This window comes from Butyrivibrio sp. WCE2006, from assembly GCF_000701985.1.
Classification (GTDB): Bacteria; Bacillota; Clostridia; order Lachnospirales; family Lachnospiraceae; genus Butyrivibrio.
Map to the genome: position 1 here is coordinate 1 of NZ_JNKH01000023.1, position 20409 is coordinate 20409.

The following is a 20409-nucleotide window of genomic DNA, read 5'->3' on the forward strand; positions in this document are numbered from 1 at the left end:
GGGAGTCACAAATAGAGCAAGTACGCGAATGGACTTACAGGCAGCCACAATGAAGCTCCCGCAGAGGGAGTCACAAATATAACAAGTACGCGAATGGTCTGACAGGCAAGCTATAGGAAGCTATCGCAAAGTGAGTGGAAAAATGAGTAAGTATGTGGATAGACTGCTATTGACATATGCGAACATGTGTAGTGTTAAGATAATATGTAGATATATTGTTTTAGTAAATTGTATAGGTCTATTTACCTGAAACTTTAACTGTAACTATCGGCTATTCATTTCTTGGATAGCATAAAATACAATTAGACCTATTATAGACATCTAACTTTATCCCTGATCTGATTAAATTAATTATTGGTTTGTGATAATATAGACAAATGTTGATAACTGTTTATAGGAGGAATTATTTCATGAAATGTCCAAATTGTGGCGCAGAGGTTACAGGGAATTTTTGTTCATACTGTGGAACGGCAATACATCAAAACAACAAACCACAAAATCAGAATAATACTATCCAACAAGATGTGCCGACATATAATAATACTTTAAATATGGGTCGTGGAGTGCATTATAACAATATTCAAGCATCTACTAGAAAAAAACATACTGGTTTTGCAATTGCTGCCTTTTTTCTTTCCTTTTTTGGACCAATCGGTATAGTTTTGGCAATAATTGATCTTGTGAAAGATAAGGAAAAGGTACATAAACATGGTCTATCAATAGCTGCCATTGTTATAGGTGTAATCATACTGTTGATAGCTTTCAGTCCTTCATCTGGAAGTAAGGATTCAAATATTGAACAAAGTACAAACCAAGAAACTGGAAAAGAGTCCGAAAAACAAACTGAATCTGTAGAAGCGACAGTCAATGAAACAGCAGAAGAAGCTGTATCTGAAGACGTTTTTGCAGCAGACACATCATCTGAATCAGCAATTGCAACAGCAGCTGATTTCAAAAATATGAAGGTTGGTGATATTGGGAAAAGAGATAATGTGTATGCTGGTCTCTCTTATGTAAAACGAATGTCATATTTGCCAACAGAACTCGGAGAAAATAACGACATAACTGCTGGTCATGAAGTTATCATGGCATTTTTTGATTTTTATAATGACTCAGATAAAGAGAGTACTGTTTCGCCTGAGGATATTACATGCTATGCTGATGGAGTTCAGACTGAGGATGTAGATCAGTATATAAATGTAGAGTGTGATGGTATAAATCAATATTATTCAGCAGAACTTGCAGACCATACTCAGATGATTACAGTTCAAGATTATGAGGTACCCACTAATTGGTCTGAACTTAAGTTTTTCTATAAGTCTGAGCTAATTTGGACAGTAACTCAGGATGACATAAAAACAGATGATTTTGCCTTTAAATCTATGTATGATGCGATAGCTATTAGGAGAAATGCCATCGGTGAAGGTACGGTTATATTTAATGATGGATATGAAATTGTCTTTCAGGGAGTGACCGATTATGTTTACCAAAATTCTATCACAGGAGCTGAACCCTATACTGTATTCAAATATACAATAAATAATACTGGTACATCAGCAGTAGATTACAGTTTAGCTGGATACAGCATGAACGCATATATTGATAATTATTATGCTGGCGACGCATCTTATATATTTGATGAAAAGATTGATGGTTATAGTAACATCTTCAATATTGACAACATTGAAGCTGGTATGTCCGCAAATATATATGTCGCATTTGAAGGTGACTCAAAAGGAAAGCCTGTTTATATGATTTATGACGATGGATATATTATTGATGATGTACGTGGAACGGTATATGTAGAACGATAAATATTCATAAGAAAGAGGAATGGATATACGCATAGATTATCTCAAAATATCAAGTTGATCGAACTGGTTTTGCTTGCTTGTTTTTTTGTAATTGTAGATAGTATGGATATGATTCGGTTGTAATATTTAATACAAAAGGATATCCCAATAATAAGTTAAAGGTGCATTTGGCAGTTGCCAAATGCACCTTTTTGGATACTTGGAGTTTTTTAATACTGAGCTACATCAAGAATGAGAGAGTTTATGATAGACGGCAAGCAGTTACGATCCAGTCACTAAGGCAAATTGGTACGTAAATAAATTTGATGCATTTAGCACTTAGTGAGCTTTTGCCTTGGCTTCCTCGTATCTGGAAATATTTCTTTGATGATCTGTTCTTATCCATGTCAGTTTTTCAAAAATATTTCTTCGAAAAAAAGTAGTAGGTTATCATCACATACTGCTTAAGAAATAAATTATTATTTATTACCTATACCAACATCTCCGACTCTGTTTTCTTAGAGTCTGCATATAGTCCGAGCTCAGCACTCGTATAATGTATTACATCACGTGTATTCACTTTCGGATTTTTCTTAATGTAACTTATAAGCTTCTTTTTTTCCTGTATTCGAATTTTTAGCTACAGACAAGAATACTACAAAATTGGTCGAACATAGGATATGTATGTAATTTAGCTTTCAACACGTTTCTGGGAGTATGAGAACCGCTTTTGTTGGTGACGAAATAGGTAGCACAAGAGTGATGAGAAAAATTATGCAAATTTTGAATAATATTTTATAATTGTATTATCGAAATAGCGTAAGAGATGTTTTTGCAAAGTGGCAGTAATCTGTAAATATTGCATGGAGGTATCTGTATGGCTTGGTATGATGAGGCGATTTTTTATCACATATATCCTCTTGGTCTTTTGGGAGCACCGAAGGAAAACAGTTATGATGGCGTTACACATAGGTTAAAAGAGCTTGATCCGTGGATTAACCATATTAAAGAAATTGGCTGTAATGCGCTGTACATTGGTCCTTTGTTTGAATCTGTCGGACATGGTTATGAAACTACAGATTATAGGAAGCTTGATTCACGTCTTGGAGACAACAAGGACCTAAAGCGGTTTGTGAAAAAGTGTCATGATAAAGGCATAAGAGTTATTCTTGATGGCGTTTTTAATCACACAGGAAGGGACTTTTTTGCGTTTAAAGACATCAAGGAAAACAGGGAGAATTCACGCTACAAAGATTGGTACTGCAATGTTAATTTTGGGGGAAATAATGAGTATAATGACGGCTTTTCTTATGACAATTGGGGAGGCTTTAATCTCCTTGTGAAGCTTAATCAGAGAAATCCTGAGGTTAAGGATTATATTTGTGATACAATACGTTTTTGGGTAAGTGAATTTGATATAGATGGTCTAAGGCTTGATGCTGCGGATGTTCTTGATTTTGATTTCATGAAGGCTCTGCGAGCGGTGGCTAACGAAGTAAAGCCTGAATTCTGGCTCATGGGCGAAGTCATTCACGGAGATTATACGAGATGGGTTAATGAGGGAACGCTTCATTCTGTGACTAATTATGTCATGCATAAGGCTTTGTACTCGGGGCATAATGATCACAACTACTTTGAAATCGCTCACACGCAAAGATGGCTTGATGGGATGGGCGGCAGCTCCGGTCAGGGCTTTAAGCTCTACAATTTTGTGGATAACCATGATGTTGAGAGGATATTTACAAAGCTGAGTAATAAGGCTCACTTTACGCCGGTACATATTCTTCTGTACACATTGCCGGGAATTCCTTCAATCTATTATGGTTCTGAGTTTGCAATTGAAGGACGCAAGGAAAAATTATCAGATGCTTCACTTCGTCCGGCCTTGAATATCAAGGACTACAAGGATTCTGTAAAAAATAACCCGGCGACAAAGCTTGTTGCTGCACTTGGAAAAGTAAGAAGCGAAACGCCTGAGCTTTCCTATGGAGACTACAAGGAGCTTCATCTGCAAAACAGACAGTATGCATTTTCGAGAAACTATGATGGAAGAAGCGTCGTAGTTACTGTTAATAACGATGATAATGATTGCATGCTTACGCTTCCTGCGGGAAATTCTGTTGAATATGTCGGCGCACTTTTTGGAGAGCGTATAACTGTTAATAATGGTTGTATTCAGGTTTGTGTTAAAGCAAATTCCGGTGAAATCTGGGTTCCTGCAGAAAAAGGAAATAAGAAGAAAAAGCTGGTAGAACTGCAGACAATTACAGAAGCAGGGAAGATCTCAGATGCTTCGGAAAATAAGGGTGCATCAGGTACTAAAGAAAAGAATGATACACATTCTGATATCAAAGGAACCGAAGCTGATTCTCACACTGAAAGAGAGGACTTTGAAACAGCTTCCGAAGTAACTGCTGAATCAAATCCGGTAATTGAATCTAAAATGGATTCTGCAGGAATCTCTGAAAAGAATTCAGAAGCAAAATCCATATCAGATTCGAAGGGTACCTACGAAGAAGGCGTAATAGCAGGTCTCCAAGAAGCTATACTCGCCATTATGGAGAAAAACGGGTATGTTACAGATCAGATGAGAAATGATGTTTACAATAATACGCATCATGATTCGCTGGTGAATTGGGTTAAAAGCTTCATAAGGTAAATACATGACTTATGTAAGCTAATAAACTCTAACAATTTACCTTTGTAAGTCCTTATCTAAAAAATTGAGATATAGACTGTACAAAAATACAATATTTAGACAGAATAAAAACGCTATATAAAGCACATACAGTCATTTGTCAAATTAGCAAGATTCAGACTGAAATAATTGTCGTATAATAGCAAAGTAATGAGCGATATTAAGAAAATGAGGAGTCAAAATTCAAAATATCTTTGTTGTGACTGCATATGTACGTTATATAGATGATATATTTTCGTAATATTGCTTTTCAAGCGAAATTCTTCAGGTTGAAGATATTGTCAGGCTGATGATGGAAACTGTAAACTATTCTAAGATAGCTAACGAAAGGAGTTATCATCAGGGCAAAAAGCGGTAGACCATCATAAAGAATCTTTTACAAAAAAGTCCTGCTTAGAATCAAAAAATAGTAGACCATCTTAAGGAATCTACTGTAAGCGGCCTACTTAGGACAAATTATGAGGGAAAAATATATGAAAAAGAGGAAATATTGAAGTGAAGTTATTTGTACGAGATAAATCTTTTTATAAAATGCTAGTGTCATTCGCTCTTCCAATCGCACTGCAGCAGCTGATTACTGTAGGCGTGAATATGGCAGACAACATGATGCTTGGGCAGCTGGGAGAGGCACCAATGAGCGGTGCCACACTTGCCAACAATTTTATTACCATTTTTCAGATAATGTGTATGGGACTTGGAATGGGAGCAAGTGTACTGGTCAGTAGATTTTTTGGAATGAATGATCGTCTCAGCATGAAAAAGTCTGTAAATATCATGTTCAGGATGCTTTTTATAGTGGCGACATTTTTCTCAGTTGTCACTTTTATTATGCCAGGAGGCATAATGGGACTGTTTACCGCTGAGGAAGAGGTAATCCGCCAGGGAACAGGATATTTGCTTATCTCGATACCGTGTTACTACTTAAATGGATTTGCAGTTACATCAAGTCTGATGCTGCGAAGTGTAGGAAAAGCACATGTGCCACTTCTGGCAAGCTGTTGCTCATTCTTTTTGAACATTTTTTGTAACTGGGTATTTATTTTTGGTAAACTCGGAGCGCCGGCTATGGGAGTAAACGGTGCAGCTCTTGGAACCCTAATAGCCAGAATTGTTGAATTCTCTATTATCTTTGGATTCCTTCTTTTTAAAGATACAAATATCGGACTCCGTATACCTGATCTTGCTTTGCAGGTGGGGGATCTGCTTCCTGAGTATATCCGCATTTCAATACCTGTACTTGTATCTGATACACTTCTTGGATTGGGTAATAGCGCAGTAGCAGTGGTTATGGGCCACATAGGAGCGAGTTTTGTTGCAGCCAATTCCATAACAACTGTGGTAATGTCACTTGCAACTGTTGTCATTCAGGGCATAAGTCAGGCAAGCTGCACCATTACAGGCATAACCCTGGGAAAAGGAGAAGTGGAAAAAGCTCAGCGTCAGGGAATTACCTTCGCTGCACTTGGCTTTTTGATTGGTGGTATCGGGTGCCTGCTCATTCTTGCTATCTCAGATCTCGTTATAAGTGCGTACAAGATAGAACCTGAGACAGCAATCCTTGCAAAGGATCTTATGACTGCGCTTGCGTTCGTTATCTGGTTTCAGGCTGCTAACAGCATACTTACAAAAGGAACATTACGAGGCGGCGGAGATACAAAATTCTTAATGGTCGCAGACATCATCTTCCTATGGATCTGCAGCATACCACTGGGCGCTCTGACAGGCCTTGTACTAAAATGGCCCGGATTCTGGGTGTTCATAATGCTCAGAATAGACCAATTTATAAAATGCATCGTATGCGTCATCCGACTTAAAAGTGGAAAATGGATAAAAAAAATAGACAAGGTGAAAACCTTAAATAAATAGAAGATGGAGCCAAAAAGTAGCCCCGGGTATATATATATTCCATTTCAGCCGATTATGCGTTTTTTGCAACAGAGGATGAAGTGGAATATATATACCCGGGGCGTATCATTCACCAATTTTTAAGGTTTGAAGTAGCTTATTGCGTCGGTCATGTTGGAGGCAAGGTCTTGCAAGCTGCTGGCTGCCTCTGTGATTATTGAGAAGGTAGCATTAAGTTCCTGCATGGAAGCATTTGTCTCCTCGGCAGATGCTGCGTTTTCTTCTGAAATAGCTGACAGATCAGAAATGATATTTACGAGCTGATCCTTTGCGGAATTAAGCTCCTCAATGCGGGAGGAAATATTCTCTGCGCTTTCAGATACATTATCTACATTCTCTGCCATGTTCTGCATGTTGCTCTTGGTATCATCAAGCTGCTGACCCTGCACTTCAAAGTTGGAATTGAGCTTCTGCATTACTTCTACTGAAGCTTCAGAGTCAGAAACAAGCTTATCGACGATCTTCTTGATTTCATCTGCGCTTTCACTACTCTGAATAGCAAGCTGACCGATCTCGGTAGCAACGACTGCGAAGCCTTTTCCGGCATCTCCGGCTCTGGCAGCTTCGATGGAGGCGTTGAGAGAAAGGAGATTGGTCTGTGATGCGATATTTGTGATGGCTTCTGAGAACTTTGAAATCTCTTTTGCAGACTCATTGGTAGAATCAATGGTCTGGCCGATTTCTTTAACGGAAGACTGAACCTCTGTACTCTGGGCAATAAGCCTGTTCAAAGCATCCATAGCTGCTTCACAGGACTGCTTCATTTCCTTGGCATATGAATGAAGCTGATCAACATTATCTGTCACGATTTCGATATTGTTCCCAATTTCCTGAGTATTGCCGGCTGCTGTTTCGACATTTTCAGCCTGTGAAACGGCACCCTTAGATATCTCATCTATTGCTTCACTTACCTGGTTGGAGGCCTGGGAAGCTTGACTTGCTGAATCAGAAAGATCTGTGCCGGATCTCTTTAGCTCATTGGACATATCAACTGTAGTTCTAATTACTTCGCCAAGTTTATCACTAAGAGTTTTGGCTCCGTCAGCAAGAAGTCCGATCTCATCATTTCTTGATATGGAGGTTTCATCTATGTTGAGCTTTAAATTACCCTGAGACAGAAGGCCAAGCTCATCTGCTATTGCACGCATTTTTACTGAAGTTTTATTGGCAACTACAAATCCGATAATGGATAGAATTACAACAAGACAAGCTGCTATGGCAATCATACCAAAAAGAATCCTGTTGATGGCTGCTTCAACATCATCAACGGCTCTTCCGGCAAATACCATGCCGGCAATGCTTCCATCCGTATTGGTCATGGGAGCGTAATAGAGATAATATCTCTCGTCGGATCCCTGGATTGTTGATTTGGGAGCATAGTATTCGGATTTTGTTTTTAATACATGGTCAGAAGTTTCCTGAGATGCTTTATAACCTGACAGCCTTTTGCCATTATTAAGAACGGTCGTAAGAATTTGCTGATCCTGATAATACAGTGAATATTCAATTCCTGTATGTTCATGGAGTTCATCCATAAGATCCTGATATTCCTCCATGACATTCTGTTCACCCTTATAAAGCTGCCCATCTACAAATAACCAGTCACCATCCCATACAGAATTCATTTCGCTTTGAAGATGCTCTGCAGCGACCTTTAATTCTTCCTGGATCATGTTATTGTAGGTATTTGTGATCTCGACAGCACTGATCGTAGTAAGAACTACCGAAATGCCAATAATTGCGCTAATAGCTATGATTATAAGCTTTAAAACCAGTTTCCCGTTTTTTGCTTTAGCTTCCATAAGTGCCTCCATTTAAGAAGAAACAATAAGAAATTGTGTCCTAATTTCATTTTACAACCAAAAGAATTGTTTTGCTTAATATACGAAAAAAAGTTATCAATTTTTAATAAATATTGCGAGCATAATTACGGAAGATTTTGCTATGGATGTCAAAACACTAATTAGGTCGAACAGATAGAAATTTTCAAAAAATCAGGATGGTGGGTAAATTATTCAAATTTTAAGGTATAATAAGTGCATTATGAACTTACAAACAATTAAATTATATGACGAAAATGCATACGAAACGGAGTTTACAGCAAAAGTAATCAGCTGTAAAAAGGATGAGAAAAGTGATGACAGATTCATTGCAGTCCTTGACAGAACCCTGTTTTTCCCGGAGGAGGGAGGACAGACACCCGATAAGGGGAAAATCACACTGCAGGGAGAGGATGATATAAATGTCATCGATGTTCAGATAAAGGATGAGGTCATTTATCATTATGTTGATAAAGCCATATCTGAAGGAGCAGAGGTTTCCGGTGTAATTGACTGGATACATCGCTTTAGCAATATGCAGCAGCACTCAGGAGAGCATATTTTTTCAGGCATTGTTAATAAGCAGTTTGGCTACGACAATGTTGGTTTCCACCTGAGTGATTCCGTGGTGACCATGGATTATAGCGGACAACTTTCAGAAGAGGATCTTTTTGATATTGAGAAAAAGGTCAACGGAGCTATATATGAAAACCGCGAGATAAAGGCCTTTTATCCAACAAAGCAGGAGCTTTTGTCTATTGATTATCGAAGCAAAAAGGAGCTCACGGGAGCCATAAGAATTGTGGAAGTAGACGGGTATGATATCTGTGCATGTTGTGCGCCTCATGTCAGAAAAACCGGAGAAATAGGTATTTTGAAGGTGATAGGTTCCCAGAATTATAAAGGTGGAACAAGAGTCAGCATTCTTTGTGGATTCAGGGCGCTTAAGTATTTAGCTGATGAGCATGATATGATCCTTAAGCTCGCCGGATCAATGTCAACCTCTATCGACAATGTTCCTTCTCAGTTTGAAAAGCAGCAGGAGGAGATAAGTGAGCTTAAGCGAAAGCTCTCAGATGCTTCAGAAAAGCTTCTTATGAAGGATGCAACTGAAATTCCTGCGGATATGAAAAATGCATGCCTTTTTACAGACGGCGGCATGGATCCAAATGTAATAAGGCGAGTTGTTAATACCATGGTTGCAGACAGAGGCGGCTATCAGGGAATCTTTTTTGGAGATGACAATTCCGGCTATAGGTTTATAATAGGAAGCGCAGAAGGGCTAAATAGCAATGATGTCCTATCTGAGCTCAAAAAGTGTTGCAATGTCCGTGGAGGCGGAAAATCTGCCATGGTCCAGGGGAGCGTCGAAGGCGCAGGAGCTGATGATATCAGGAGAGTTTTTGCAGCGTTGCAGTGAGCACCGTAAGGTGTGAACGTACTGTTACCATAGAGGGAATTGAGGAGTGGTTATGGAGAAAAATACAAGTGAGTTTAGAATGGGGCTTATAGATGCAATTCCCATTTGCCTTGGATATCTGGCGGTATCCTTTGCATTCGGAATTCAGGCTTCAGAGGCGGGACTGTCTGTTTTTCAGGCATCTGTTATGTCTCTTTCGAATGTGACAAGTGCAGGGCAGTTTTCATCCCTTGATCTTATAGTGACAAATGCTACCTTTGCAGAGATGGCTCTGTTGCAGCTTGTGGTAAATATCAGATATATGCTGATGAGTACCGCGTTGTCCCAGAAGCTTTCACCAAAGGTTGGTACAATTCACAGATTCCTTATCGCCTACGGCGTTACGGATGAGATCTTTGCGCTAAGTGTTACAAGGAAGGGAAAACTGAATCCTGCATATTCGTACGGCCTCATAATCTGTTCGGTTTTTGGATGGGTTCTTGGAACCTTTCTTGGGGCATTTGCAGGCGCTATTATGCCGCACAGACTGATAAGTGCGCTGGGACTTGCTATTTACGGAATGTTCCTTGCAATCGTGATCCCTGATGCAAGGGAGAGCGTACCGATAATGATGGTTGTTATCGGTGCAATGGCCATGAGTACTATTTTTACTTATGCACCAGTTTTGAAAAATATATCCTCGGGCTTCAGGATAATTATTGTGACGATAGTAATCGCGGGACTGGCAGCAGTCCTTGCACCCAAAATAGACGAGGAGACTGCAGATGCATAATATTTACGGCTATATTTTTGTAATGGCAATCGTTACATATCTTGTACGTATGCTGCCGCTTACGCTTATCAGAAAGGAAATCACTTCACCTTTTGTGAAGTCTTTTTTGCATTACGTGCCCTACGCGACTCTTTCGGCCATGACATTTCCGGCGATTCTTCATGCGTCGGATGATATGAGGGCGTCCATTGTTGGATTTGCTGTGGCACTTGTACTTGCGTTCAGGAAAAAGAGTCTCCTTACTGTTGCGGTCTGTGCCTGCGCAGTTGTATTTGTGGTAGAATGGTTTTTAATATAATGATGATGGGGCAAAAGGTCATGATGCGATAATGCGTGCTTAAATAGCATTCTGACTTGTTGACCCTCAAAACATGATTTTTAGTTTTGAAAGGAAATTAACATGCATATTGGAACTGGTTATGATGTTCATAGATTAGTAGAAGGAAGAAAGCTCATCATAGGTGGAGTTGATATCCCCTATGAAAAAGGGCTTCTTGGTCATTCGGATGCGGATGTTTTGCTGCATGCGATTAGTGATGCGCTCCTTGGGGCAGCAGCTCTGGGGGATATCGGAAAACATTTCCCCGATTCTGATCCTAAGTACAAGGGAGCAGATTCAGTAAAATTATTATCAGAAGTAGGGAAAATGCTTGAGGAGAACGGATATTTAATAGAAAATATCGACTCAACAATTCTCTGTCAGGCTCCAAAACTCAGACCTTACATCGATATGATGCGTCAGAACATTGCGGATGCTCTTGGAATAAATATCGAGCAGGTGAGCGTAAAAGCAACTACCGAGGAAGGACTTGGCTTCACCGGAGCAGGTGAGGGAATAGCATCTCAGGCGGTTTGTCTTTTAGCAAGCCCGATTGAATATTACACAAAAAATGTGACCTATCAGACAGGTGAGGCACCTGCAGGCGGATGTGAATCCTGCCCGGGTTGTGCCAAGAACACTTGAATTATTTACCAATAATCTTAAGGATTACGATTTGTTGGAGTTTTAATGGATAATAATTTTGAAGATAGTAATTTAAAAAATACTGGTGATGGAATTCCTGAAAAGGAAACCGGTTTTCCGGATTTGGCAGGAGCGGTGAGAGAGTGCTTTGATGTTCCCGGCGAACCCATGAACAGATATAGCCCTCTTGCACTGGCATTTATTGGCGACAGTGTGTACGAAATCATAATACGAAGTATAGTGGTTCAGGAAGCTAACAGACCTGCAGGGCAGCTTAATAAGATAAAAATAAAGTATGTAAATGCGGCGGCTCAGGCCAAAATAGTAGAATATCTGGAGCCACAGCTTACAGAGGAAGAGTGTGAAGTTTATAAGCGCGGAAGAAATGCAAAATCATACACCAGCGCGAAAAACCAAAGCGTAACGGATTATCGTAAAGCTACAGGATTTGAAGCACTCTGCGGATATCTGTACTTAAAGGGCGATATGAAAAGACTGCTGGAGCTTCTTAAGGACGGAATATCAGTTATAGAAAGATAAGCAGGAACGTAGAATATCTATTACACAGATTGGGCGGATTTTTGACAGAGAATGGAATTCAATAAAGCTCAGAAAGGAAAGTTATATAATACTAATGAGTGATAATCATAACAAAAGAAGAGATGAAGAAGGGATAGAGTCCCTTACTATTGAAGGAAGAAATGCCGTAATCGAGGCACTTAGAAGTGGGAGGACCATCGACAAGCTGTTTATTCTTGACGGATGCCAGGACGGTCCTATAGCCACCATCCGAAAAGAGGCGAAGAAAGCAGGGATAATGATGAAGTTTGTCGGAAGGGACAGGCTTGATCAGATATCACAGACAGGTGCTCATCAGGGTGTCATTGCTTATGCTGCGGCTTACAACTATTCAGAAATAGATGACATTTTTAATCTGGCAGAGGAAAAGGGAGAGCCGCCTTTTGTTTTCCTGCTTGACAATATAGAGGATCCGCATAATCTCGGTGCAATCATAAGAACCGCTAATATTGCCGGTGCTCATGGTGTTATCATTCCTAAGAACCGTGCGGTAGGACTTACGGCAACTGTTGCAAAGACAAGTGCAGGGGCTTTGAATTACACTCCCGTTGTTAAGGTTACGAATATGGCAAGGACCATTGAGGAGCTTAAGGATCGAGGCATGTGGTTTGTGTGTGCTGATATGAACGGGACCACAATGTATGATCTTGATCTTAAGGGAGCCATCGGTCTTGTAATAGGAAATGAAGGATCCGGAGTAAGTAAACTTGTTCGTGAAAAGTGCGATATGGTAGCAGCTATTCCAATGAAGGGCGAGATAAACTCATTAAATGCTTCAGTGGCAGCAGGCGTGCTTGGATTTGAGATAGTAAGACAGCGCGGCGGTTATGGTAAATAATATGACTAAATTATCAGGGGATGAATCAGATGAAGAACTGATCATCAGAATCCGTGAAGGAGAATCGGATATAACTGATCATATCATGAATAAATATAAGGATATGGTCAGAACGAAAGCAGCTTCCATGTACATTTTGGGTGCTGACAGGGATGACCTTATACAGGAGGGGATGATCGGGCTTTTTAAAGCTGTGAGAGATTACGATGCTGGAAGGGATGCGAGTTTCAGAACCTTTGCTGACCTTTGCATATCAAGGCAGATGTACACCGCTATTCAGGCATCTAACAGGAAAAAGCATGCGCCCCTGAACAGCTATATATCACTTTATGCCAAAATGGATGGTCATGAGGAAGAGTTGGAATTTTCCCTTGATCAGATTCTTGAGGATATTAACGACCAAGACCCTGAATCCATGATGATAGACAGGGAGAATATCGAGGATATAGAGAGCTTTATTGAGAGCGGACTCAGTGAATTTGAGCAGGCAGTTTTAGAACTGCATATGACCGGAATGGGCTATGCAGAGATTGCCAAGGTCCTGGGGAAGGATGAAAAATCTACCGACAATGCTCTTTTCAGATTAAAAAACAAGATACGGAAATTTATAGATAATAATAAGTCGAAGTCATAATTACTAATGTACTGCTACATTCATGAGTAATCAAATTGTTTGAAGCTGAATAAATCTACGTTGTCATAAAATTTTGCCAATGATGGAATTCAATAAAATGTATTCAAGAATCAGATATGGGAAATTTTACTCTTGCGTAGGAACTCCTAATATGCTAAGATAAATAAGCTGTTGTGATTATGCAGCGTTTGCAACTATAGTATAATATTTGTAAAATATTAAGAATCATTGATATAAAAGAGGTGAGAAGATGAGACAGGACATTCAGCCAGAATATTATCAGGCAACAGTTACCTGCAACTGCGGTAACACATTTACAGTAGGTTCAACAAAGAAGGAAATCCACGTAGAAATTTGTTCTAAGTGCCATCCTTTCTATACAGGAACACAGAAGGCAACCGCTGCTCGCGGACGTATTGATAAGTTCAACCGTAAGTATGGTATGACTTCTAACAACTAATTACTGGAAATGTTAAGAGGTTGAGGCTACTGCCTCAGCCTCTTTTTTTGAACAGTATACTTGGCGAGGTTCTTCACGAACCTGGTAGAGTTTGTTAAATCGGTATAGCACGCATTGAGGAGCAAAATAATTATGGGTAAGAAAAAAATCAATCATTATTCAGGAATTGGCGGGCAGGCAGTGCTTGAAGGCGTTATGATGCGCAACAAGGATATGTATGCAGTTGCTATTCGCAAAGAGAATGGTGAAATAGCAGTAGACACAGAACATTATCTTGGTAAGGCAGAAAGCCTTGGACTGACTCATATACCTTTTATTCGTGGAGTATTTGTTTTTTGGGATTCATTGGTTCTGGGAATGAGATCTCTCAACTTTTCAGCTTCACTTTTTGGACAGGAGGAGATTGCTTCTTCCAAGGATCCAATCGCTGAAGAAGGAAAAGAGAAGTTTGCCATGGCTCTCACCACAGTAATTTCATTTATTATGGCTATTGGTATTTTTATGATCCTGCCTTATTATATAAGTTCACTTTTTGAGAATCAGATAAGAAACAGTTCTCTTGTGGTGCTCTTAGAGGGACTTTTAAGAATTCTGATCTTTATTGTTTATATACTACTGATCTCGTGTATGAAGGATATCAGGAGACTTTTCAGATATCATGGGGCAGAGCATAAGTGTATAAACTGTCTGGAGAGCGGAAAACCGCTCACACTTGAAAATGTAAAGGCAAGTACCAGACTTCACAAGAGATGTGGCAGCAGCTTTCTTTTGTTTGTAATGTTTGTGAGTATCATACTGTTCTTCTTTATAAGAGTTCAGTCTATACCGCTTAGAATACTTGTCAGAATAGCTCTTATACCCGTTATTGCAGGCATTTCCTACGAGATCATAAGACTTGCCGGTAGAAGCAATAATATATTTATAAAGATTCTGTCTTTACCGGGGCTTATGCTTCAGATGCTGACAACAAAAGAGCCTGACGATGAGATGATAGAAGTCGGAATTAAGTCAGTTGAGGCTGTTTTTGATTGGAAGGAATTTTTAGAGGATTCCTTTGGACATAAGTTTGAAGATGAAATTGCGGAGTGATTATTTATGGACTATGCATCGCTTTTTAAAGAGGGTGAAGAAAAACTAAATAGTGCTGGTATTTCCGAGGCCTCACTGGATGCGAGACTTCTTCTGGAGCATGTTTGCGGTACGGATCATAATACATTGCTCTCACACGGCGATATGCAGGTCTCTGATGAGAATGCCCTGGAGTATAGGAATCTTATCGGGAAAAGGATGGAGAGAGTTCCTGTTGCATATATTATTGGAAATACCGAGTTCATGGGAATTGAGTTTGATGTGACAAACGATGTACTTATTCCCAATCAGGATACTGAGACTCTTGCAGAGGAGGCTCTTAGATTCATTCATGATGGTATGAGTATACTTGATCTTTGCACAGGTTCAGGTTGTATAGCTCTAAGTCTTCTGAAATACACCAATGACACTACTGCGGTAGGAACAGATATTTCAGAGGCTGCTCTTAAGATTGCAGAGAGAAATTCGGTTAAGCTTGGAGTTGCCGACAGATATAAAGCCGTGAAGGCAGATATTTTTCCCGGAGATGAATCAGATCAGAAGTATGACCTTATAGTATCCAATCCGCCGTATATTCCGACAGGAGTTATAGAGAGCCTTGAGCCGGAGGTTAAGACCTACGAGCCATACATGGCACTTGACGGAAGTGAAGATGGACTTTTATTTTATCGCCGGATAGTTCCCGGGGCAAAAGAATACCTTTACAGGAATGGGTATCTTCTTTTGGAGATCGGATATGACCAGGGAGAAGCTGTAAAAGCTCTCATGGAAGAAAACGGATATAAAGATGTTCAGGTAATTAAAGATCTTGGAGGAAATGACAGAGTGGTAAGTGGCTGCTTCTATTAGCTGCGCTTGTTGGTATATATCACCTTACTTTTGTTCATATTTTGTGAGTTGCAAAAATGGAATAAGTTTTTGATGATAACTTAAAAACAGAGTGTAGTAGATGTAGTGAAAGTTTTGGATAGAGTGATGATTTATTAGATTCTTAAGCTTTCATATTGAGAATAGGAGAGCAATATGTTTGATAGATTAGAAGATACAGTCCGCAGATATGAGGATATAACAAGGGAGCTGGGTGAACCAGGCGTGGCAGCAGACCAGAACAGGTTCAGAGCTCTTATGAAGGAGCAGAGTGATCTCCTTCCGATAGTAGAAGAATTCAATAATTATAAGAAATGCAAGGAAACAATTTCAGACAGTGAGGAGCTTCTTTCAGCTGAATCTGATGAGGATATGAAGGAAATGCTCAGAGAAGAGCTTTCTGAGGCAAAGGATGAACTTCCAAAGATAGAGCAAAGATTAAGACTTCTTATGATTCCCAAGGATCCTAACGATGATAAAAATGTTATCGTTGAGATTCGTGCCGGTGCAGGTGGTGATGAAGCGGCGCTTTTTGCAGCTGATATGTACAGGGTTTATACGAGATACGCTGACAGACATAGCTGGAAAATAGAGACAATGAGTGTGGAAGACACCGGAATCGGAGGAATGAAGTCAGTCAGCTTTATGCTTTCTGGAACAGGTGCTTATTCCAAGCTGAAGTTCGAGAGTGGAGTTCACAGAGTTCAGAGAATTCCGGTAACTGAATCCGGTGGAAGAATTCATACCTCCACAATAACAGTGGCTATAATGCCTGAGGTTGAGGATGTTGAAGTCAATATCGATATGAATGACTGTAAGTTTGATGTTTTCAGAGCGTCAGGAAATGGCGGACAGTGCGTAAATACAACGGATTCTGCTGTAAGACTTACACATATCCCCACAGGAATAGTTATTTCCTGTCAGGATGAGAAGAGCCAGATAAAAAACAAGGCTAAGGCACTAAAGGTTCTTCGTGCCAAGCTTTTTGATTTGGAGAGACAAAAGGCCCATGATTCAGAGGCTGCCCTCAGAAAAAGCCAGGTTGGAACAGGTGACAGATCAGAAAAGATCAGAACTTATAACTTCCACCAGGGAAGAGTAACAGACCATCGTATCAATCTGACCCTTTATAAGATTGATTCAATAATGGATGGTGACCTTGAGGAACTGATAGATGCTCTTACCACAGCAAGCCAGGCGGAAAAGCTTGCTGGAATGAATAATGCTTAAATCCTATATTCAAGACGTAGAACATTCTCACGCTCAGCGCAGCAAGTGCGCAGAGCTGTCTGAACAGTAACGACATAATACCTATCACAGTTTTTTGAAGCGCGGAAAGTTTTCTTATTAACATAAATCTATGATAAAATGATGTTATAAATGTAATTTTTTTGATTGGGTAGAGCACTTAGCGAGGTTTTACGAGCTTAGTGCGAACCATGCAGGTCCACTTAGTAAGGTGTTGTCGAGCTTAGTGGAGCTTGCTCAAGTAGAGTGCTTAGTTCGGTTGGTGCAGCTTGTTTGACGAGGTATTTTGAATGAATGAACAGTTTAAACAGGATCTGATTGATTGGGGTGTTAATTGGGATGATGTCAAAGAGAGATTCATGGGCAATGAAGATCTCGTGATAAAATTCATGCTGAAGTTTTTGAATGATAAAAGCTTTGGGGAATTGACAGAAGGCCTTAAAGAGCAAAATGCTGAGGCAGCTTTTAAGGGCTGTCATTCATTAAAAGGAGTTACGGGCAATCTGGCACTTGATGGTATGAGGCCGGATGTTCTTGAGCTGACAGAAATTCTTAGAGCAGGGTCTTTGGAGGGCTCTGATGAACTTTATCAGAAGATAAAGGCATCTTATGATAACCTCATTGGAATACTTAATAAGTACTCATGACAGCTTGAACAGATTTTTTTATTCGCTTCGCGAGGACCTGGTTCAATACGATTCCTTATGACTCTTTTGGACCAAGAAATTATAATAAATCCCGGGTTTCTTTCTGAAATCCGGGATTTTACTTTAATGTTTTAGAATTGCGAGAGTGCAGGATTCTTGTGAGTGATTACTCTATTGCCTATTCGGAGAAACGAAGTAATTTGTATATTGAAAAGGTACTAAATATAATTATAAACATTATGTTATAACGATGAGAATAAAATTTAAATTGTCATCTTAAATTCATAAACATCACCTTTTTTCAGTACTGAGTCTGCACCTGCTTCTGTGATTTCCAAACTCGCACCGCTCCAGCCATATCGGATTATTCCTTTAACAGATTCATCATAGCTTGTAAAGATGAGATCAGATCCTTCTTTTGTTACAGTGCCTTCCACGGTTGCGGTACGATAAATTGAGATTGTTGCATTGTAGCCGGATTCCATGCTCTCTGTAATAATCAGCGAGCTGTAAATGTCGCCTGTGTCCTGGTCATCAACATAAGCACCGGTAATACTGCGCTTAGGGAGAGTGAAGGCTTCGCCATTTTTATCTGCAATAATTGTAGCAAGGTAGTAACATCTTCTTTTGGTGATATCCTTAAAAAGTGAAAGCTCAAGCATTGGATAGATGCTGCCACCTTCTTCTCTGGGACCAAGTGCTTCCGGAACAATTTTATCCTTTACGGAAATCCATTTTCGCTGTTCCTGAAGCAGGTTGTCCTTTGAAGCAGCATCAAGAAGCTTATTTACGCGGCTCCAGAGATTGTTGATCTCCGAATCCCAGATATCGAAGGAATGCTTTGCTGTCTGGTTTATTTCAACCTGGGTTTCTGCTTTTTCTGTGAGCTCGTTGAGGCGTCTCTCAAGGGCTTCAATCCCATTTAGCTCATCCTGTACTGTTGAAGCAGAAGAGGAGATTTCTGTAACAGCATCTTTTATTTCTTTATCGTAGTCATGGGATAAATCATCTGATAATACAAAGCTGTCAGCAATAGGATTGGAATAAACTACAGCATCATCTGACTGTGTATCTGTGTCAGCTGCGTCTGTTTCTGCCTGATCTGTATCATCACTGGCTTTTGTATCAGTACTTATTGATTCATCGGAAACAGTGTCCTCAGATTCAGCATTGGCGGCTACGTCAGAGCCGGCTTCAGAATCGCTGCTTTCGGGTACAGGTTCATCTTTCTCGATTTCAGGATTCTCTATAACTACATCAGGACGCTTTTTTTCAGTATCATCCTGAGCTATGGCATTATCCTGCTCATCAGTATTTTCCTCCTGATTTTCAACAACTTCACTATTTTGTTTTACATCAGAGTCCTTTATTGGGGTACAACCATAAAGGCCGATCATAGATATGATCAGCGTTAAACAGAGTCTTTTTTTCATACAATACTAACCTCCTCTACATACAAGATGTATTATATAACTATGGCCACTAAATAGAAAAGAAGTATTATAAAAGAATGTCGCTTTATCTTATATAAACTTTATCTTATATAAACTTTATCCTATATAAGAATCAGCAGATTTTTATAAGAAAAAACCTGCTGATTATATCAGCAGGTTACAACGATTCCTCCATCTCCGGCATAGGTAGTAGCAACTCCTGCACCATCAACTATCAGTACATCTTTGAAATTCACTTTTGAAAGTATAAGATTCTTAACAATCTCAGCTCTCTCATAGCAATTGATATGAGTTATCATAAGGGTCTTTTCTTCCGGATTTTTGATACGTTTGGCAGTGAGCTCTGCCATCTTAATAAGTGCCTTTCTCATGCCGACACCCTGGCTCCACTGGGCGATCTCACCTTCAATTGCATAGCAAACAGGCTTGATATTTAAGGTAGAAGCAACGATAGCTTTCATACCGGTCAGGCGTCCGTTCTTTCTCAAGGTGTCAAGTGAATCCAAAACGAAGTAGGTATCCATACCATCACGGTAGGTTTCTACCTTTTTAACTACTTCTTCAAAGGGAAGACCTGCCTCTGCGTACTCCATTATCTTAAAGGCAATATTTGTCTGCCCGCAGCAGGCTGATAATGAATCAAAAACGTGAATATTTTTTTCTCCAATGTCTTCGTGATAAAGGTCTTTTGCTAAAAGTGCACTGTTATAACTTCCACTGAGCTTGGAAGAAAGTGTTACTACGTAAACATCATCTGCATCACATTCATAGGCCTTCTTATATCTGTCAGGTGAGGGGCAGGCTGATTTTGCACAGGTTTCACATTCTGCCACTCTCTTTAAATAGTCAAGCTGATCGAAATTCTCATCATCCAGAACAGTATAATCACCAACCTGAAGAATAAGAGGTATGATCTCGAAACGCTTGTCAGTGTGGTACTCAGCAGGTAAATCCGTGCAGCTGTCTACTACAATTTTATAACTCATAATACATTTTTCCTTTCAAGTAATCCGTTAAGTACTGAAATGGCTATATGTGATGCCATGAATGCGTTAGCTTACTAACATCATTAGGAACGGAAACCATGTAGTTTTTTACACCACATATTCTAGCATGAAAAGCAATATGGGTAAATAAACGGAGGTTATTATTTATCAGAAAATATTTAACGAGTTAATCAAGTATATTGTATAATTACAAGTGGACTATTTTTTGAGGAGT

Annotated in this window: 18 protein-coding genes; 15 read left to right on the plus strand and 3 right to left on the minus strand. The window is 39.7% G+C overall.

Features of this window, described 5'->3' with window-relative positions; genetic code table 11:
- The first annotated feature begins 410 nt into the window (after nucleotides 1-410).
- The 3 genes from T501_RS13210 (at nucleotide 411) to T501_RS13220 (ending at nucleotide 6357) form a co-directional block, all read left to right on the plus strand.
- The gene (locus T501_RS13210; RefSeq protein ID WP_044915303.1) at nucleotides 411-1814 is read left to right on the plus strand and encodes a zinc ribbon domain-containing protein; all 1404 of its coding nucleotides are present in this window, start codon (nucleotides 411-413) and stop codon (nucleotides 1812-1814) included.
- Nucleotides 1815-2670: 856 nt separating this feature from the next.
- Nucleotides 2671-4452, plus strand: coding sequence for an alpha-amylase family glycosyl hydrolase (locus T501_RS13215; RefSeq protein ID WP_044915304.1), 1782 nt, complete (start codon nucleotides 2671-2673; stop codon nucleotides 4450-4452).
- A 570-nt stretch (nucleotides 4453-5022) separates the two neighbouring features.
- Nucleotides 5023-6357 carry an MATE family efflux transporter gene (locus T501_RS13220; protein ID WP_044915337.1) on the plus strand — a complete coding sequence of 445 codons (1335 nt, stop codon included), beginning with the start codon at nucleotides 5023-5025 and terminating at the stop codon, nucleotides 6355-6357.
- Between the two features lie 119 nt (nucleotides 6358-6476).
- On the opposite strand, the gene T501_RS13225 is transcribed toward T501_RS13220, so the two are convergent.
- Nucleotides 6477-8198: a methyl-accepting chemotaxis protein gene (locus tag T501_RS13225; RefSeq protein WP_044915305.1), complete on the minus strand. Its 1722-nt coding sequence runs from the start codon at nucleotides 8196-8198 to the stop codon at nucleotides 6477-6479.
- A gap of 241 nt (nucleotides 8199-8439) precedes the next feature.
- On the opposite strand from T501_RS13225, the gene T501_RS13230 reads away from it, so the two are divergent.
- From T501_RS13230 to T501_RS13285, 12 genes are all read left to right on the plus strand, one after another.
- Nucleotides 8440-9636 (plus strand): alanyl-tRNA editing protein, encoded by a 1197-nt coding sequence (locus T501_RS13230; protein WP_044915306.1) that lies wholly within the window; start codon nucleotides 8440-8442, stop codon nucleotides 9634-9636.
- Nucleotides 9637-9688: 52 nt separating this feature from the next.
- Entirely contained in the window at nucleotides 9689-10408 is a 720-nt protein-coding gene (locus T501_RS13235) for an AzlC family ABC transporter permease (protein WP_026511975.1), read from the plus strand.
- A complete protein-coding gene (locus T501_RS13240) occupies nucleotides 10401-10706 on the plus strand; it encodes an AzlD domain-containing protein (RefSeq protein WP_026511976.1) in 306 nt (101 codons plus the stop codon). The genes T501_RS13235 and T501_RS13240 overlap by 8 nt, the downstream gene beginning before the upstream one ends.
- 102 nt (nucleotides 10707-10808) lie before the next feature.
- On the plus strand, nucleotides 10809-11372 hold the full coding sequence (ispF, locus tag T501_RS13245; protein WP_044915307.1) for a 2-C-methyl-D-erythritol 2,4-cyclodiphosphate synthase: 564 nt from the start codon (nucleotides 10809-10811) through the stop codon (nucleotides 11370-11372).
- A 45-nt stretch (nucleotides 11373-11417) separates the two neighbouring features.
- Nucleotides 11418-11912, plus strand: a complete 495-nt coding sequence (locus T501_RS13250; RefSeq protein WP_081843159.1) for a Mini-ribonuclease 3 — start codon at nucleotides 11418-11420, stop codon at nucleotides 11910-11912.
- Nucleotides 11913-12006: 94 nt separating this feature from the next.
- Nucleotides 12007-12789: a 23S rRNA (guanosine(2251)-2'-O)-methyltransferase RlmB gene (gene rlmB, locus T501_RS13255; RefSeq protein WP_044915308.1), complete on the plus strand. Its 783-nt coding sequence runs from the start codon at nucleotides 12007-12009 to the stop codon at nucleotides 12787-12789.
- 1 nt (nucleotide 12790) lies between these two features.
- Nucleotides 12791-13423 carry an RNA polymerase sporulation sigma factor SigH gene (gene sigH, locus T501_RS13260; RefSeq protein WP_044915341.1) on the plus strand — a complete coding sequence of 211 codons (633 nt, stop codon included), beginning with the start codon at nucleotides 12791-12793 and terminating at the stop codon, nucleotides 13421-13423.
- A 250-nt stretch (nucleotides 13424-13673) separates the two neighbouring features.
- Complete coding sequence (rpmE, locus tag T501_RS13265) at nucleotides 13674-13883, plus strand: 50S ribosomal protein L31 (RefSeq protein WP_026510726.1); 210 nt, start codon at nucleotides 13674-13676, stop codon at nucleotides 13881-13883.
- A gap of 132 nt (nucleotides 13884-14015) precedes the next feature.
- The gene (locus T501_RS13270; RefSeq protein ID WP_026510727.1) at nucleotides 14016-14972 is read left to right on the plus strand and encodes a DUF1385 domain-containing protein; all 957 of its coding nucleotides are present in this window, start codon (nucleotides 14016-14018) and stop codon (nucleotides 14970-14972) included.
- 6 nt (nucleotides 14973-14978) lie between these two features.
- Nucleotides 14979-15821 (plus strand): peptide chain release factor N(5)-glutamine methyltransferase, encoded by an 843-nt coding sequence (gene prmC / locus T501_RS13275; protein WP_044915310.1) that lies wholly within the window; start codon nucleotides 14979-14981, stop codon nucleotides 15819-15821.
- 174 nt (nucleotides 15822-15995) lie between these two features.
- On the plus strand, nucleotides 15996-17069 hold the full coding sequence (gene prfA, locus T501_RS13280) for a peptide chain release factor 1 (protein ID WP_044915312.1): 1074 nt from the start codon (nucleotides 15996-15998) through the stop codon (nucleotides 17067-17069).
- A 308-nt stretch (nucleotides 17070-17377) separates the two neighbouring features.
- A complete protein-coding gene (locus T501_RS13285) occupies nucleotides 17378-17734 on the plus strand; it encodes an Hpt domain-containing protein (protein ID WP_044915313.1) in 357 nt (118 codons plus the stop codon).
- 263 nt (nucleotides 17735-17997) lie between these two features.
- Here the strand turns inward: T501_RS13285 and T501_RS20340 are convergent, their stop codons facing one another.
- Nucleotides 17998-19167 carry a lysozyme inhibitor LprI family protein gene (locus T501_RS20340; RefSeq protein ID WP_050008307.1) on the minus strand — a complete coding sequence of 390 codons (1170 nt, stop codon included), beginning with the start codon at nucleotides 19165-19167 and terminating at the stop codon, nucleotides 17998-18000.
- Nucleotides 19168-19337: 170 nt separating this feature from the next.
- Nucleotides 19338-20174: a DegV family protein gene (locus tag T501_RS13295; protein ID WP_044915314.1), complete on the minus strand. Its 837-nt coding sequence runs from the start codon at nucleotides 20172-20174 to the stop codon at nucleotides 19338-19340.
- Nucleotides 20175-20409: the final 235 nt, after the last annotated feature.